Raw genomic sequence first — 15281 nt, 5'->3', positions numbered from 1 at the left:
GTTAGTAGACGGGACCGACGGGTGGGAATAGTTCAGCGACTCAATGCAAGCCGAGTGAAGCGTAAGCACGAAAATATGAAAGAGAGATGAAAAGCCAGTGTTGGAAACGTCAGGGTTCCAGCTCAAAGCAAGTATTCATGTTGGAACTGCGGCACAGGAACGCTCAAATAGATCCTGCATGTACGCTGAAAGCCCTTCACGCACACGGCCTTGTTTACTCGCGCCGCATTCAATCAAACTTCAATTGAAGACTGATCTGCAGAGCCACTTTGATTAAACAAATCTTAAAAAATCTCATAGGCCTGGTGAGTTACATCGGACGACCTAGGCAAAACTGAAAGGGATTTTTCCTGGGTGAACTTGCTCAGGCCACCGTGCACTCCCGGTGCCTCTCAACGCCCGTCATGTGCAGAAGAACGTTGCCAGATGAACGCCTCAAGGCGAGCTGGGCGCCAGCGATAACATCAACATCGGAGGGGGAAGGTAAATACGCGACGAGAAACCGTGGCGCTCTGGCAGGCAGATCGCTCCTGCATATGCAAAAGGCTACTGAGATCCGGAAACGAAAAAGCCCGCTCCTTTTAAGGAAGCGGGCTTTTCGTGCCTGACCAGTTAAACCAATAATTGGATTTAACATATCAGACTGTATGTGGTGGGTCGTGTAGGATTCGAACCTACGACCAATTGGTTAAAAGCCAACTGCTCTACCAACTGAGCTAACGACCCGTTGGATGAGGCGTATAATACTGATTTCTAACGAGAAATCAACACCTCATGTAAAAAAAATCAAAAATAATGCGTTGGGTCTGCTACACCGGCAGCCTTGAAGCCTTCGGCGCGCAGGCGGCAGCTGTCACATTTTCCACAGGCACGCCCCTGCTCATCGGCTTGATAGCAAGAAACGGTAAGGCTGTAGTCGACACCCCGGGCAATACCGGCCTGGACGATCTGCGCCTTGCTCAAGTTCTGCAGCGGCGCTTGAATTCTAAAGCCCTGACCTTCAACACCGGCCTTGGTCGCCAGGTTGGCCATGCGCTCGAACGCCTCAATAAACTCGGGCCGGCAATCCGGATAGCCGGAGTAATCCACCGCGTTGACGCCAATGAAGATATCCCGCGCCTCCAGCACCTCGGCCCAGCCCAGTGCAAGCGACAAGAATACGGTATTGCGCGCCGGCACATAGGTCACCGGGATACCTTCACTCGGCGCCTCAGGTACGTCGATGCTGCTGTCGGTCAGGGCCGAGCCCCCAATACCGTTGAGGTTCAGGCCGATCACCTTGTGCTCGACCACTCCCAGATCACGGGCAACCCGTGCCGCCGCATCAAGCTCGGCGCGATGGCGCTGACCGTAGTCGAAACTCATGGTGTAGCAGCTGTAGCCTTCTGCCTTGGCCATCGCGACCACCGTGGCAGAATCCAGGCCGCCGGACAATAGAATTACCGCACGTTTCTCAGTCATTGCATTACTCCCCTGTCAGCGTCCGGGCTCGTCATTCCAGAGCAGTTTGTGCAGCTGCAACTGGAGACGTACCGGCAGATTGTCAGCCACGATCCAGTCGGCCAGATCAGTCGCCCGCACCTGATGATGGCTTGGCGAAAACAGCACTTCACCCGCCCGTTGATCAAGACCGTACTGAATGAGCTTGGAAACGGCCCAATCGTAGTCTTCGCGCGAACAGATCACGAACTTGACCTGATCGTTGGCCGTCAGCAGTTCGATGTTCTCGTAGCGGTTGCGCGCCACTTCCATGGAGCCAGGGGTTTTCAGGTCAAGGACGCGGCTAACCCGCGGGTCGACGGCTGAAATGTCCAGTGCACCACTGGTCTCCAGGGAGACCTCGTAGCCGGCATCGCAGAGTTTTTGTAGCAACGGGATGGCATTCGGTTGCGCTAACGGCTCACCGCCAGTAACGCAGACATAGCGCGGACGAAAGCCGGCAACCTGCTCGAGAATGGAGTCCAGGGTACGCAACATGCCGCCACTGAAGGCATAGGCACTGTCACAGTACTGGCAGCGCAAAGGGCAGCCGGTGAGACGAACAAACACCGTGGGCAGGCCAGCGGTACGCGTTTCACCCTGCAACGAGTAAAAAACTTCGGTAATACGTAGTGTGTCTTGCATAGTCGCCACGGGCGTAACAGCTAAACAGGCTGTCCGCCTCCGTCAGGCACCGCTACGAACCCGTCATCGCGTAGTTCGCAGCAGCGTATTCAAATAAAGGGCGCAAATTCTAACGAAAAAACCCGCGACAAGCGCGGGTTTTCTTTTAAGCCGTTGACTTAGAGCTTCTGCAGGTCACGCTGGGCCAGTTGTGCGGCCGAGGTACCAGGGTATTGATTGACCACTTGCTGCAGAATGCCCTTGACGCGATCGGTATGCCCCAGTCGACGCTCTACGTCGGCCAGTTTATACAGTGAATCCGGCACCTTGTTGTGCTTCGGATACAGCTGGCTGACCTTTGCAAAGGCCTGACCTGCACCTTGCAGGTCGCCCTTGGCAAGGTTGACTTCACCCAACCAGTACTGGGCATTGCCGGCATACTGACTATTCGGGTATTTGCGCAGGAAGGCATTGAATGCCTGGCTGGCCTTGTCGAAGTCCTTGGCCTTGATCAGGTCGAAGGCAGCGTCGTAGTACAGCTTCTCCTTCGCCGGATCACCCGGCTCGGAGCTGGCAGCAGGCTGAGAAGCCGGCGCTGCGCTATTGTCGACGGCGGCGCTGGCGCCACCGGCAGCAGAATTCTCAGGAGTCGCGGCAGGTGCAGCACCGCTTCCAATACGTCGATCCAGGTCCTGGTAACGCTCCAGGCCTTCCTGTTTCAAACGCGCTACTTCATTTTGCAGAATCTCGATACTGTTCTGCTGACGCTCTATCTGCTCCTGCATCTGCTGCAGTTGCATGAAGAGCTGACCCTGTGCCGAGGCAGGGGCCGAAACCCCTCCCCCGGCATAGGCGCCGTTCGTACCATAACCCGCGGGCGGATAACTGCTTGCGCCGTTATAGCCAGCGTTGTCATCAACAACAGGAACCTCACCCCAGGCCAGCAAAGGCAGGGAGAGAGCCAGGACGGTTACAGCACGACGGCACGTACGCATATCGAATTACTTACGCAGTTCGACGCGACGGTTTTGAGCCCAGGACTGCTCGTCGTTGCCGGTAGCAACTGGACGCTCTTCGCCGTAGGAAACCAGTTCCAGTTGGGCTGGGGAAACGCCTTGCAGTACCAGGTAGCGCTGAACGGCTTTCGCACGACGCTCGCCCAGAGCCATGTTGTATTCGCGAGTACCACGCTCGTCGGTGTTGCCTTCCAGAACGACGCGAGCGCCGTTGCCTTTCAGGTCTTTGGCATGAACGTCCAGAGCGCGCATGGCTTCTGGCTTCAGGTCCGAGCTGTCGTATTCGAAGTAGAAGGTGGTGATTGCGCGCAGAGCAGCTTCTTCGCTCAGGCTGCCGTCAACAGCACCAGTGTTGGCACCGTAGCCAGCGTTTGGATCGACAGCGCCTTCGCCAGCGTTGTCGCCGCCTTTCGAGGAGCAACCTACAGCTACGGCCATGGCCAGAGCCAGCGCAGCAAACTTACCAAACTTCAACATTTCCATCGTGAAACTCCTAATGAACCCCAATGTGTTAAGTACAACGTAAAGCGCCGCGTCAGTTCAGGTAAGGGGACCAGGACGGTTCTCTAACTTCGCCTTGAGCGGTAGGAAGCGGGAGCCTCACGCGGCCATTTAGCGACACGAGCATCAAGACTCCCCGGCCCTGCTGGCGGGTGGCGTAGATTAGCATGGTGCCGTTAGGCGCAACAGTAGGAGACTCATCAAGACTGGTCTCTGAGAGGATTTTTACGCTACCGCGCTGCAAATCCTGAGCCGCCACCTTGAAATTGGTGAAACCATCTTGACGATGAATCATCACCAATGTCTTTTCATCAGCCGACAACTTAGGGTTGGCGTTGTAGTTACCGATGAATGTCACACGCTCGGCGCCACCGCTGCCGATAGAGGTTTTATAGATCTGTGGCTTGCCGCCACGATCGGAGGTGAAGTACAGGGTCGAACCGTCTTTACCGAAGAAAGGTTCGGTATCGATGGCCGGGCTGTTGGTCACGCGGGTCAGCTGACGCGAACCCAGGTTCATCACATAGATCTCCGGGTTGCCGTCACGGGACAGCACGAAGGCCAGGCGAGAGCCATCGGGCGACCAGGCTGGTGCACCGTTGAGGCCTTCGAAGTTGGTGATCTGCTCACGACGACCAGTGTCGATGTGCTGAACGAAGATGCGCGGACGCTTCTGTTCGAACGACACATAGGCAATGCGCTTGCCATCTGGCGCGAAACGCGGCGACAGAATCGGCTCACGCGATTGCAACAGGGTCACCGCGCGGGCACCGTCATAGTCCGAACGCTGCAGGGTGTAGCGGGTGTTGTTGGTCGAGAAGCGTTCGGCCGTCACGTAGAGCATGCGCGTCGAGAAGGCACCCTTGATACCGGTGAGTTTCTCGAACGACTGATCGGCGATGTAGTGCGACATGTCACGCAACTGGTCGACGCTGCCCGAAACGCTGCCGGTCAGCACTTGCTGCTCGGTGGCGACGTTGAACAGCGCGTACTGTACCTGCAGGCGACCACCGGACGGCACGATGCTGCCGACCATGATGTACTGGGCACCCAGCGCTTTCCAGTCACGGTAGATCACTTCACCGGCCTGGGTCGGCAGGCTGATCATGTTCTGACGTGGAATCGGCGAGTAGTAGCCGGAGTTGCGCAGGTCGTTGCCAATGATGTCGGCCATGTCCTCGGGCAGCACACTGCCACCCTGCAGACCGAACGGTACGACGGCGATTGGCGTGGCACGGTCGCTGCCACTGGTGACCATGATGTTCTTTTCCTCTGCAACGGCCATTCCCGCCGCACAGCAGAGAACGACCAGCAGTCCTCTAAGAAGGTTAATCACAAGGCTAGATCCTCAGGTGTGAATGTCATCTTGAATGAACGATAGGGATTGAATTCGCTCGGTTTCAAGCCCTGCATTTCGGTTAAGCGACCAATGTTCTTGACCGCCGCCACAGCCGAGTTGTCAAAAGGTGCATCACCACTGGAACGAGAAACACTCACAGAGGTAATGGTACCGTCCGGCAACATGCCGATCTGCAGGACCACCGTCATGTTCTTGCGAGCAGAAGGCGGACGCGCCCATCCCTCGGCCGCACGGGCACGGATCAGGTCATCGAAGCTACCGGCTACCTGGTCACCCTGCTCATCGGCCAGCGCCTGCTGCCGCTCGGTGGTATCGGACAACAGCTCGGCCAACGCCTGAGCCTTCTTGTCTTCTGCCGCCTTGCGAGCTGCTTCCACTGCTTTCTTCTTGGCCGCATCAGCTGCGGCTTTCTTTTTGGCCTCTTCAGCTGCCTTTTTCTTCGCCTCTTCGGCGGCAGCGGCTTTCTTGGCGTCTTCGGCTGCCTTTTTCTTGGCATCCTCAGCCGCTTTTTTCTTGGCTTCTTCAGCCGCCTGTTTCTTGGCCTCTTCTTCAGCCTTTTTCTTGGCTTCTTCTTCGGCTTTTTTCTTGGCGACATCAGCCAACTGCTTTTCTTCGGCTTTCTTCGCCTCGGCGGCCTTCTTGGCCTCATCGGCTTTCTTCGACTCGGCCGCCTTCGCAGCTTCCTCGGCTTTCTTCGCCTCAGCCGCTTCACGGGCCGCTTCAGCCTTCTGAGCAGCTTCTTCTTTCTTTTGTTCCGCAGCCTTCACCGCTTCCTGCTTTTGCTGCTCGACCTTTTTCTGCTCCATCTGCTCGACTTCGGTCTGGCGCGAAGCGGTTTTCTTCGCTTCCCCGGCAATCTTCTGATTGGTCTGGGTGGTCGCCTGACTCTTGGACTTGAGCTGGTACAGGGTTGCCTGGACGATAGGCTTGGCCGGCGGCAGCTCCGGGGTCATGGCAAAACTGACAAACAGCATGCCGAACACCAGAACGTGCAGCGCGATGGCCCATACACTGGGCCAGAAATAGCTTTCCGAGGCGGATGGCTCTCGCTGTTGCATCAGGGCGCCTCGGTAATCAGGCCAACGTTACCGACACCCGCTTTCTGCAACCCGCCCATGGCGCCCATGACCGCGCCGTAATCGACGGACTTGTCGCCACGGATGAAGACCTGGGTCTGTTTCCCCTGGTCACGTCCGGCAGCGATGATCTTGGTCACCGCGTCGGTCATTTGCGGCAAGGTCATTGCCTTGTCCATCTGCTTGTCGGTGTCGACTTCACTGCCAAGGTTCCAGTAATAGGTCTTGTCAGCCTTGATCGATATGGTCAGGACCTGGACATTGTTGTCCTGCGGCAAGGCTTCACTGGAAACCTTGGGCAGATCGACCTTCACGCCCTGGTTGAGCATCGGTGCGGTGACCATGAAGATGACCAGCAGTACCAACATCACGTCGATGTATGGCACCACGTTCATCTCGGCGACCGGCTTGCGTTTATGACGAACTCGGGCCATTGGTTTTTACCTGATCACTCTTCGCTGGTATGCACTTTACGGTGCAGGATGGCCTGGAACTCGTCGGCAAATGTGTAGTAACGACCGATCAACACTTCGCTGCGCGCAGCGAAACGGTTGTAGGCGATAACCGCCGGGATCGCAGCAAACAGGCCGATCGCGGTTGCGATCAGTGCTTCGGCGATACCTGGCGCAACGGTTGCCAGTGTGGCTTGCTGAGCGGAAGCCAGACCGCGGAAGGAGTTCATGATCCCCCAGACCGTACCAAACAGGCCGACGTAAGGACTGGTGGAACCCACGGTTGCAAGGAACGGCAGGCTTTGCTCGAGCTTTTCCTCTTCACGGGAGATGGCGACGCGCATGGCACGACCCACACCTTCCATGACCGCATCAGGATCGACACCCGGCTGCTGACGCAGACGCGAGAATTCCTTGAAGCCGGCACGGAAAACCTGCTCTACGCCGGAGTCCGGATCCGGGTTGCTACCAGCCTGGCGGTACAGCTTGGACAGGTCGATACCTGACCAGAAGCGCTCCTCGAAGTTTTCCAGCGCACGGCGACCGGCACGCAGCATGGTGCTGCGTTGAAAAATCATGATCCATGAGGTTACCGATGCGGCCACCAAAGCCAGCATGACCAGCTGTACAACGATGCTGGCATTGCTGACCAGGCTCCACATGGAGGTATGGTCGACGACGTTAGCTTCCACGCTTAATCTCCTGCATTTGAATGTGTACCCGGGCCGCCCGCTTCGACAAATGCCGCTCGCAGCTCGGAGGGAATGGCCCTGGGTTTGAACGTATCGGCGCGCACACAGGCCACCAGAAACTGCCCTTCGCAGAGCAGCGTATTATCGTTTTCGCGCCAGACTTGCTGCACGAAGCGCAAGCTGGCTCGATTCAGCTCGAGCACCTGCGCCGTCACCCGCAATTCATCGTCCAGACGCGCTGGCGCGTGATAACGCGCCTCGCTGGAATGCACGACAAACAACATGTTCTGTGTCGCCAACTCCGACTGGGCAAACCCCAGGTCACGCAACCGCTCAGTGCGGGCACGCTCCATGAACTTCAGATAGTTGACGTAATACACCACGCCACCCGCATCGGTGTCCTCGTAATAGACGCGACAGCGATGTGCGAATGGCTCAACCCCATTTTGCGCGCGCATACTCTAGTGCTTACTCCTGAACTTGCCAATCCGCGCCGGCAACTGTTTTTCATCGAATATGTCGTATTGCCAGCTCAACCCTTCCATGCCTGGCAATAGGACCACGAAAACGCGAGATAAATCTGTCACTCGTCAGCCGGAGCGGCGAAACCGTCGTCACGACCCGCCTCACCCGCACGAGCCGGAATGTTGAGGCCAAAGTGCAAGTAAGCATGCCGGGTCACCACCCGCCCACGCGGCGTTCGCATGATATAGCCCTGCTGAATCAGATATGGCTCCAGCACATCCTCGATAGTATGCCGCTCTTCACTGATCGCCGCGGCAAGGCTGTCGACACCGACTGGCCCACCATCAAACTTTTCGATCATGGTCAGCAGTAGACGACGGTCTTGATGATCAAAGCCACGTTCGTCGACATCCAGCAGGTTCAAGGCCATATCCGCGACAGGCTTGGTGATATGCCCCTTGCCACGTACTTCGGCATAGTCACGCACCCGACGCAACAGCCTGTTGGCAATCCGCGGGGTACCACGCGCGCGCCGAGCGATTTCGAATGCGCCTTCGTCCTCGATTGGCAAACCCAGAATGCCACCGGAGCGGCTGACGATCGTCGCCAGGTCCTCCGTACTGTAAAACTCCAGGCGCTGCACAATACCGAAACGATCACGCAACGGGTTGGTCAACATCCCCGCACGCGTGGTAGCGCCAACCAGCGTAAACGGCGGCAGATCGAGCTTGATCGAGCGAGCAGCCGGCCCCTCACCGATCATGATATCCAGCTGGAAGTCTTCCATTGCCGGATACAACACCTCCTCCACGATCGGCGACAACCGATGAATCTCATCGATAAACAGCACATCATGCGGCTCAAGGTTGGTCAGCAGCGCCGCGAGGTCGCCGGGGCGCTCCAGAATCGGGCCCGAGGTGCTTTTGATCGAAACCCCCATTTCTTGGGCAATGATATTGGCCAATGTGGTTTTACCCAGCCCTGGCGGGCCGAATATCAGGGTATGGTCCAGCGACTCATTGCGCCCACGAGCAGCTTGAATGAACAGGCTCATTTGCTCGCGCACAACCGGCTGACCGATGTACTCGGCCAGGCGCAATGGACGGATAGCCCGATCCTGAACTTCTTCTCGATCACGCCCGGTGGCTGCAATCAAACGGTCTGCTTCGATCACTTAGATCATTCCCTTCAGGCTGCGGCGGATCAGTTCTTCACTGCTCAGTCCCTTGGCGTCCACAGCGGCCACCGCCCGACTGGCCTCCTGCGGCTTGTAACCCAAGGAAATCAGCGCACTGACAGCATCCGACTCGGCACTGGAGACTGGCGCAACCGGCAGCGGGCCATTGGGCACCAAGGCGAACAGGCTCGGCGCGGTTTCCCAGGCCTTGAAGCGGTCCTTGAGCTCAACCAGCAAGCGCTCGGCCGTCTTCTTGCCAACCCCAGGGACCTTGACCAGCGCTGAAGCATCCTGCGCCTGAACACAGCGTACCAGTTCATCGACATCCAGCCCTGACATCAGTGCCAACGCCAACTTGGGCCCCACACCATTGAGCCGGATAAGCTCGCGAAACAACTCGCGCTCACGCTTTTCATGGAACCCATAGAGCAGATGAGCGTCCTCTCGCACCACCAGATGGGTGTGCAAGGTCACCGCCTCACCCACCTTGGGCAGGCGATACAAGGTCGTCATTGGCACTTCCAGCTCATAGCCAAGGCCGTTGACGTCAATAATCAAGTGCGGAGGCTGCTTTTCAGCCAACGTCCCGCGCAAACGTCCAATCACGTTTCGATCCTTTCCAAGGGTGACAGCAACACGCCGCTCACCTTACCAGCACAGACAGCAGCACGGGGCACCGCACCGGCAAAATCTACCTGAACCCATGTGGCGTTCAGAGCCTCAGACGCCCGCTGCGGCTTCGGGCGCTACCCAACCCATGCGGCACCAGACTGGATCGGGTGTGCGCATGGCACAGTGCAATTGCCAAGGCGTCGGAGGCATCGATCTGTGGCTTTTGGGTCAGTTTGAGCAGGTGCATGACCATCATCTGCACCTGTTCCTTGTTCGCCCCGCCCGTACCGGCAACCGCCTGCTTGACCTGAGTCGCCGTGTACTCGGCAATCTCCAGCCCCTCCTCGGCGGCGGCGACAATGGCCGCGCCACGCGCCTGGCCAAGCTTTAGCGCCGAGTCGGCATTGCGTGCCATGAATACGCGCTCAATACCCATCGTTACCGGCCCATGCGCCTGGATAATCTCGCGAACGCCGCGATAAACGATGTGCAAGCGCTCATGCAGCTCTCCATTGCCAGTGCGAATGCAACCCGAGGCGACATACTCACAGCCACGCCCGGTATGTCTCACCACACCGTAGCCGGTAATCCGCGAACCTGGGTCGATACCAAGAATCAGAGTCATAACGCCCGCATGCACAATGACGCCTTGATGCGCCGGTCAAAAGACAGAAGCCGGACCGCAGCCAGTGCAAGGCAATGGCTGCGGTCCGGCTTCGAACAAAGCTCGTAACAAAAGACTCAGGCGAGCTGTTCCATGATCTCGTCAGGAATTTCCGCATTGGAATAGACGTTCTGCACGTCATCCAGGTCTTCCAGCATATCAATCAGCTTCAACACCTTCTGCGCGCCATCCAGATCCAGCTCGGCACTGGTAGTCGGCTGCATCACGATTTCCGCATCTGCGGCCTTGAAGCCCGCCGCTTCAAGCGCACTGCGCACAGCATAGAAGCTGGCGAAGGAGGTAAAGACATCGAAGGAACCATCGCCGTTGTCGACCACATCATCGGCGTCGGCCTCCATGGCCGCCTCCATCAGCGCGTCTTCATCGACACCGGCAGCGAAGGATATCTGCCCTTTGCGCTCAAACAGGTAGGCCACAGAACCATCAGTGCCCAAGTTGCCGCCACACTTGCTGAAGGCATGACGCACTGCTGCAGCCGTACGATTACGGTTATCGGTCATGGCCTCGACCATGATCGCCACGCCACCCGGACCGTAGCCTTCGTAACTGAGCTCTTCAACGTTGTCGGCCTCAGTGGCACCGGCACCCCGCGCAATGGCGCGGTCGATGATGTCACGGCTCATGTTGGCACCGAGCGCCTTGTCCAGTGCCAGACGCAAACGCGGGTTTGACCCCGGATCGCCACCGCCTTGTTTGGCAGCAACCGTCAGCTCACGAATCCACTTGGTGAAAATCTTGCCTCTCTTGGCATCCTGGCGCTCTTTGCGGTGCTTGATGTTCGCCCACTTGGAATGACCTGCCATAACGCAACTCCGAATTCTGCTTGAAACACTTACCGGGCATGCCCAGCAGCTTTGTTACTACCGAAACGCAAGGGCGCATCCGAAGATGCGCCCTGTTTTCGCCTTACTCAGCCTTCTGCTGTTCGCGCAGTCGGATGTGCAGTTCGCGCAGGGCCTTGGCATCGACCACGCCAGGCGCCTGGGTCATGACGCAGGCCGCACTCTGCGTTTTCGGGAAGGCGATCACTTCACGAATCGACTGGGCGCCGGTCATCAGCATCACCAGACGGTCCAGGCCGAAGGCCAGGCCACCGTGTGGCGGTGCACCGAACTTCAGTGCATCAAGCAGGAAGCCAAACTTCTCTTCCTGTTCCGCCGCCTCGATACCCAGCAGACGGAAGACCGCCTGTTGCATTTCCTTGCGGTGGATACGAATCGAACCACCGCCCAGTTCGGTACCGTTCAGGACCATGTCGTAGGCACGCGACAGCGCAGTCGCCGGGTTCGCCTCAAGCTCCTCAGGGGTGCATTTAGGCGCGGTGAACGGGTGGTGCAGCGCGCTGAAGCTACCGTCTTCGTTTTCCTCGAACATCGGGAAATCGACAACCCACATAGGTGCCCAATCGCAGGTGTGCAGGTTGAAATCGTTACCGACGCGGATACGCAGGGCACCCAGCGCTTCACTGACCACCTTGGCCTTGTCCGCACCGAAGAAGACGATATCGCCATCGACCGCACCGACGCGATCGAGGATCACGTTCAGGTTGGCTTCCGGGATGTTCTTGACGATCGGCGACTGCAGGCCCTCGACACCCTTGGCGCGCTCGTTGACCTTGATGTAGGCCAGGCCCTTGGCGCCGTAGATACCGACAAACTTGGTGTACTCGTCGATACGGCTACGCGGCATGCTCGCGCCACCTGGGACACGCAGCGCGGCAACGCGGCTCTTCGGATCGTTGGCCGGGCCACTGAACACTTTGAAATCGACTTCCTTGAGTTGGTCGGCAACATCGACCAGCTCCAGGGGAATACGCAGGTCTGGCTTGTCCGAACCGTAACGACGCATGGCCTCTTCGAAGGTCATGTGCGGGAACTCACCGAACTCCAGGTCCAGCACTTCCTTGAACAGCTTGCGGATCATGCTCTCGGTCAGGCCCATGATCTCGGACTCATCGAGGAAGCTGGTCTCGATGTCGATCTGGGTGAATTCCGGCTGACGGTCGGCACGCAGGTCTTCGTCACGGAAGCACTTGGCGATCTGGTAGTAGCGGTCGAAACCCGCCACCATCAGCAGCTGCTTGAACAGTTGTGGCGATTGCGGCAGGGCAAAGAAGCTGCCTGCATGCGTACGGCTTGGCACCAGGTAATCACGCGCACCCTCAGGGGTGGCACGGGTCAGGATTGGCGTTTCGACGTCAAGGAAACCGTTTTCATCAAGGAAACGGCGGATGCTGGACGTGATGCGCGAACGCAGACGCAGCTTGTCGGCCATTTCCGGACGACGCAGGTCGATAAAGCGATAACGCAGGCGCGTCTCTTCACCAACATCGGAATACTCGTTGAGCGGGAACGGCGGGGTTTCCGCTTCGTTCAGCACGGTCAGTTCGTAACCCAGTACTTCGATGGCACCGGAGGCCATGTTTGGGTTGACCGCTCCGGCCGGGCGCGGACGTACCTTGCCGGTAATCTGCACCACGTACTCGCTGCGCACGCGATCGGCGGCAGCAAAGCTGTCTGCGCGATCCGGGTCGAACACGACCTGGGCCATGCCTTCGCGATCACGGATATCGAGGAAAATCACCCCGCCGTGGTCGCGGCGACGATGGACCCAGCCGCAAAGGGTAATTTCCTGACCTTCCAGGCTCTCGTTCAGTTGGCCGCAATAATGGCTGCGCATCATGATGGTGGTTTCGCTTCTCGTCATTCGAAAATTCAGTGGAGGTCTTGGCGCCGCAAGGGGCTAATAGTGCAAGACCCTGCCGGTGCAGTTCAACTCAGTCAGCCTTGTCGCCGCCTGCAAGATTCTTTTTCGCGCCGGTCTTGAAATCGGTTTCGTACCAACCGGTACCGCTCAGGCGAAAGCCTGGCACGGACAGCAGCTTTTTCAGCGCTGGCGCCTGACAGGCCGGACAGTCGGTCAGTGGGGCAGCGCTGATCTTCTGAAGCACTTCCATCTGATGATTGCAGGAAGCACATTGATAGTCGTACAGGGGCATGAGGACGTCTCGCTAACTACGCTGCGGGCCTACGCCTCGCAGTAAAAAGCGCGATTATATATGGTTAAGGAAGGCTGTGCAGCCCGCCAGCATCCCACTGGGCGAATGATTCTAGGCCTCGGCAGCCCTGCCAAGCAGGTAGACCACGCAAATGACCCGCACCAGACCGCTGAAATTTTTCACGCCACCATGGCGCAGGTGCACCTCCCGGTCCACATAAGAGAGCACGCAATTGACCGTGCAACCATTGGCAACCGCAATACGCTCAAGAATCTTCCAGTAGACCTCCTCCAGTCGCAGGCAGGTCGCAAAGCCATTCAAGCGCACCGAGCGCGACAGCGGTTGTGCCAGATTCATATTGAAATCCGCTTCGAACGGATCAACGGTCACGCCGTGAAAGCCAAGTGCTCCTCGAGCATCGCGACTCAACATTCGAGACATATCAGTACCACGCTTTATAAATAAGAGAACAAATAAGCGACTAACGCCGCACGCCCTCTTATAAAGCGCCCAACATAATTTTCATTCTAGAAGAACAAAACGCTATTGCCGTAGGAGCAATCCGCCAGACACGAGATAAAAATTCTACCGACGAAACACTTCCCTGCGCGCCGACAACAGCGTTATAAATAAAAAAGCCTGACCCCTAAAGGGCCAGGCTTTTTTAATCAGACAAGGAAATATTGCCTGATTAACACCCAAACATTACTTATCCAACAACACGCGCAACATCCAGGCGGTCTTTTCATGCACCTGCATACGCTGAGTCAGCAGGTCGGCGGTCGGCTCATCACTGACCTTGTCGAGCAGCGGAAAGAGGCCGCGCGCGGTCCGCACGACCGCCTCCTGGCCTTCCACCAGCTGACGAATCATTTCTTCAGCCGACGGCACGCCTTCCTCTTCCTTGATGGAAGAAAGGCGCGCATAGGTGGAATAAGTTCCCGGTGCAGGAAAGCCCAACGCACGAATACGCTCGGCAATTAAGTCCACGGCCAGGGCCAATTCGTTATACTGCTCTTCAAACATCAGGTGTAGCGTACGAAACATTGGACCACTGACATTCCAATGAAAGTTATGCGTTTTCAGATACAAGACATACGTATCCGACAACAGACGGGACAAACCTTCCACGATAGATTTGCGGTCTTCTTCACTGATACCGATATCAATTGCCATGTCATTCCCCTTCCTATGGTGCCTGCTCATCAAGCAGGTATGTTTGCCACTCTACCAAGACTCGCCTACCCCTGCAGCCTTCCCGGCAGCCCTGCGACAGATTGCAGCGGCAGAATCAGCCAAACCTCATGCCATATGAGCCGCCGCCGACCGCCGATTTGAGAACCCCCAAGCTTTGCTGTTAAATAGGTAGCGTGTTGTCATTACCAATCATCCAGGCCATGACGCATAGGCTGCTCCTCCATGTTTTTGCGCCCTAATGTGCACCTGCGCGCCATGGAGCCAGCTCTTCCTGTGATCCTCCTTATACAATGTGAGCCAACCACCATGTTCAAGATCGTCCACATCCTGACGGGCGCAGCCGCTTTGCTGCTGTCCTTAATACCCAGCCTGAGAGCCGATGCGGCACCTTTCCTGCAGCAACCGGACGCCGTCTACCTGGCACTCTTCGGCCTGCTCAACCTGACCCTGGCTCCAGTGGCAACACTGCCGCGTCCTCGTCAGCACCTGCAACAACTGGCAAGCGCACTGCTGGTACTGGCAGTGGTTCTGCAAACCATCACCCTGCTTGCCCGCCAGGACATGGGAAGCCTGCCCGCCCTGATCTGCGCAGTGCTTGCGGTCATTACCCACCTGATCGCAAACCTGGTAAAAACCCGCCCCCTTCACAATCAAGCCCCCAACTACGACATGAGCAATCGTGATACAGGCACCGTGAAGTGGTTCAACACCTCCAAAGGCTTCGGCTTCATTTCCCGCGACTCTGGCGATGACATCTTCGTTCACTTTCGCGCCATTCGCGGGGAAGGCCACCGAGTACTGGTCGAAGGCCAGCGTGTTGAGTTCTCGGTCATGAACCGCGACAAGGGCCTCCAGGCAGAGGACGTGATTGCCGCACCACGCCGCTGATTGCACACAATAAAAAACCGCGACAGCCCGGCTGATCGCGGTTTTTTTGTACCCGTTGA

At 57.5% G+C, this 15281-nt stretch carries 18 protein-coding genes and 1 tRNA gene; 1 reads left to right on the top strand and 18 read right to left on the bottom strand.

Annotated features, from left to right (window positions below; all coding sequences use genetic code 11):
- Window positions 1–650: 650 nt before the first annotated feature.
- The 18 genes from ACZ9H3_RS21130 to ACZ9H3_RS21045 all read right to left on the bottom strand — a co-directional run bounded on the left by ACZ9H3_RS21130 (window position 651) and on the right by ACZ9H3_RS21045 (window position 14313).
- Window positions 651–726 (bottom strand) — tRNA-Lys (locus tag ACZ9H3_RS21130).
- 60 nt (window positions 727–786) lie between these two features.
- Window positions 787–1461, bottom strand: a complete 675-nt coding sequence (gene queC / locus ACZ9H3_RS21125) for a 7-cyano-7-deazaguanine synthase QueC (protein ID WP_065759639.1) — start codon at window positions 1459–1461, stop codon at window positions 787–789.
- Between the two features lie 15 nt (window positions 1462–1476).
- The gene (queE, locus tag ACZ9H3_RS21120; protein ID WP_476222370.1) at window positions 1477–2124 is read right to left on the bottom strand and encodes a 7-carboxy-7-deazaguanine synthase QueE; all 648 of its coding nucleotides are present in this window, start codon (window positions 2122–2124) and stop codon (window positions 1477–1479) included.
- A 158-nt stretch (window positions 2125–2282) separates the two neighbouring features.
- Window positions 2283–3098 (bottom strand): tol-pal system protein YbgF, encoded by an 816-nt coding sequence (gene ybgF, locus ACZ9H3_RS21115; protein WP_330522106.1) that lies wholly within the window; start codon window positions 3096–3098, stop codon window positions 2283–2285.
- 6 nt (window positions 3099–3104) lie between these two features.
- Window positions 3105–3602: a peptidoglycan-associated lipoprotein Pal gene (gene pal / locus ACZ9H3_RS21110; RefSeq protein ID WP_042121796.1), complete on the bottom strand. Its 498-nt coding sequence runs from the start codon at window positions 3600–3602 to the stop codon at window positions 3105–3107.
- Window positions 3603–3654: 52 nt separating this feature from the next.
- Entirely contained in the window at window positions 3655–4905 is a 1251-nt protein-coding gene (tolB, locus tag ACZ9H3_RS21105) for a Tol-Pal system beta propeller repeat protein TolB (protein WP_330522165.1), read from the bottom strand.
- A 47-nt stretch (window positions 4906–4952) separates the two neighbouring features.
- On the bottom strand, window positions 4953–6038 hold the full coding sequence (gene tolA / locus ACZ9H3_RS21100) for a cell envelope integrity protein TolA (protein WP_102053492.1): 1086 nt from the start codon (window positions 6036–6038) through the stop codon (window positions 4953–4955).
- Entirely contained in the window at window positions 6038–6490 is a 453-nt protein-coding gene (gene tolR / locus ACZ9H3_RS21095) for a protein TolR (RefSeq protein ID WP_065761580.1), read from the bottom strand. The genes tolA and tolR overlap by 1 nt, the downstream gene beginning before the upstream one ends.
- Before the next feature lie 14 nt (window positions 6491–6504).
- Complete coding sequence (gene tolQ, locus ACZ9H3_RS21090) at window positions 6505–7200, bottom strand: protein TolQ (RefSeq protein WP_065761581.1); 696 nt, start codon at window positions 7198–7200, stop codon at window positions 6505–6507.
- 2 nt (window positions 7201–7202) lie between these two features.
- Window positions 7203–7658, bottom strand: coding sequence for a tol-pal system-associated acyl-CoA thioesterase (gene ybgC, locus ACZ9H3_RS21085; RefSeq protein WP_065761582.1), 456 nt, complete (start codon window positions 7656–7658; stop codon window positions 7203–7205).
- A gap of 125 nt (window positions 7659–7783) precedes the next feature.
- The gene (gene ruvB, locus ACZ9H3_RS21080) at window positions 7784–8839 is read right to left on the bottom strand and encodes a Holliday junction branch migration DNA helicase RuvB (RefSeq protein WP_065761583.1); all 1056 of its coding nucleotides are present in this window, start codon (window positions 8837–8839) and stop codon (window positions 7784–7786) included.
- Window positions 8840–9448, bottom strand: a complete 609-nt coding sequence (ruvA, locus tag ACZ9H3_RS21075) for a Holliday junction branch migration protein RuvA (protein WP_099773800.1) — start codon at window positions 9446–9448, stop codon at window positions 8840–8842. It abuts the gene before it with no gap.
- A 106-nt stretch (window positions 9449–9554) separates the two neighbouring features.
- Window positions 9555–10079 carry a crossover junction endodeoxyribonuclease RuvC gene (gene ruvC, locus ACZ9H3_RS21070; protein WP_065761585.1) on the bottom strand — a complete coding sequence of 175 codons (525 nt, stop codon included), beginning with the start codon at window positions 10077–10079 and terminating at the stop codon, window positions 9555–9557.
- Window positions 10080–10195: 116 nt separating this feature from the next.
- Complete coding sequence (locus ACZ9H3_RS21065; protein WP_065761586.1) at window positions 10196–10942, bottom strand: YebC/PmpR family DNA-binding transcriptional regulator; 747 nt, start codon at window positions 10940–10942, stop codon at window positions 10196–10198.
- Window positions 10943–11045: 103 nt separating this feature from the next.
- Window positions 11046–12821, bottom strand: coding sequence for an aspartate--tRNA ligase (gene aspS, locus ACZ9H3_RS21060; protein WP_476222807.1), 1776 nt, complete (start codon window positions 12819–12821; stop codon window positions 11046–11048).
- A 94-nt stretch (window positions 12822–12915) separates the two neighbouring features.
- Window positions 12916–13137, bottom strand: coding sequence for an FmdB family zinc ribbon protein (locus ACZ9H3_RS21055; RefSeq protein WP_065761587.1), 222 nt, complete (start codon window positions 13135–13137; stop codon window positions 12916–12918).
- 111 nt (window positions 13138–13248) lie between these two features.
- Window positions 13249–13578 (bottom strand): ribbon-helix-helix domain-containing protein, encoded by a 330-nt coding sequence (locus tag ACZ9H3_RS21050; protein ID WP_476222361.1) that lies wholly within the window; start codon window positions 13576–13578, stop codon window positions 13249–13251.
- Between the two features lie 264 nt (window positions 13579–13842).
- Window positions 13843–14313 carry a Dps family protein gene (locus ACZ9H3_RS21045; protein ID WP_065761589.1) on the bottom strand — a complete coding sequence of 157 codons (471 nt, stop codon included), beginning with the start codon at window positions 14311–14313 and terminating at the stop codon, window positions 13843–13845.
- A gap of 327 nt (window positions 14314–14640) precedes the next feature.
- Here ACZ9H3_RS21045 and ACZ9H3_RS21040 point away from each other — a divergent pair, with 327 nt between their 5' ends.
- A complete protein-coding gene (locus ACZ9H3_RS21040; RefSeq protein WP_099773799.1) occupies window positions 14641–15222 on the top strand; it encodes a cold-shock protein in 582 nt (193 codons plus the stop codon).
- Window positions 15223–15281: the final 59 nt, after the last annotated feature.

It is taken from the genome of Pseudomonas sp. TE3910, assembly GCF_056279025.1.
The sequence above is the reverse complement of the archived record's forward strand: the minus strand, read 5'-3'. Positions and strand labels throughout refer to the sequence as shown.

Coding starts and splice junctions, on each gene's coding strand:
- pal (WP_042121796.1), bottom strand. CDS start 3,602: ATGGAAATGTTGAAGTTTGGTAAGTTTGCTGCGCTGGCTCTGGCCATG.
- tolA (WP_102053492.1), bottom strand. CDS start 6,038: ATGCAACAGCGAGAGCCATCCGCCTCGGAAAGCTATTTCTGGCCCAGT.
- tolR (WP_065761580.1), bottom strand. CDS start 6,490: ATGGCCCGAGTTCGTCATAAACGCAAGCCGGTCGCCGAGATGAACGTG.
- aspS (WP_476222807.1), bottom strand. CDS start 12,821: ATGATGCGCAGCCATTATTGCGGCCAACTGAACGAGAGCCTGGAAGGT.
- ybgF (WP_330522106.1), bottom strand. CDS start 3,098: ATGCGTACGTGCCGTCGTGCTGTAACCGTCCTGGCTCTCTCCCTGCCT.
- ACZ9H3_RS21040 (WP_099773799.1), top strand. CDS start 14,641: ATGTTCAAGATCGTCCACATCCTGACGGGCGCAGCCGCTTTGCTGCTG.
- ybgC (WP_065761582.1), bottom strand. CDS start 7,658: ATGCGCGCGCAAAATGGGGTTGAGCCATTCGCACATCGCTGTCGCGTC.
- queE (WP_476222370.1), bottom strand. CDS start 2,124: ATGCAAGACACACTACGTATTACCGAAGTTTTTTACTCGTTGCAGGGT.
- tolB (WP_330522165.1), bottom strand. CDS start 4,905: ATGGCCGTTGCAGAGGAAAAGAACATCATGGTCACCAGTGGCAGCGAC.
- ruvC (WP_065761585.1), bottom strand. CDS start 10,079: ATGACTCTGATTCTTGGTATCGACCCAGGTTCGCGGATTACCGGCTAC.
- ACZ9H3_RS21065 (WP_065761586.1), bottom strand. CDS start 10,942: ATGGCAGGTCATTCCAAGTGGGCGAACATCAAGCACCGCAAAGAGCGC.
- queC (WP_065759639.1), bottom strand. CDS start 1,461: ATGACTGAGAAACGTGCGGTAATTCTATTGTCCGGCGGCCTGGATTCT.
- ACZ9H3_RS21045 (WP_065761589.1), bottom strand. CDS start 14,313: ATGGCAATTGATATCGGTATCAGTGAAGAAGACCGCAAATCTATCGTG.
- ACZ9H3_RS21055 (WP_065761587.1), bottom strand. CDS start 13,137: ATGCCCCTGTACGACTATCAATGTGCTTCCTGCAATCATCAGATGGAA.
- ACZ9H3_RS21050 (WP_476222361.1), bottom strand. CDS start 13,578: ATGTCTCGAATGTTGAGTCGCGATGCTCGAGGAGCACTTGGCTTTCAC.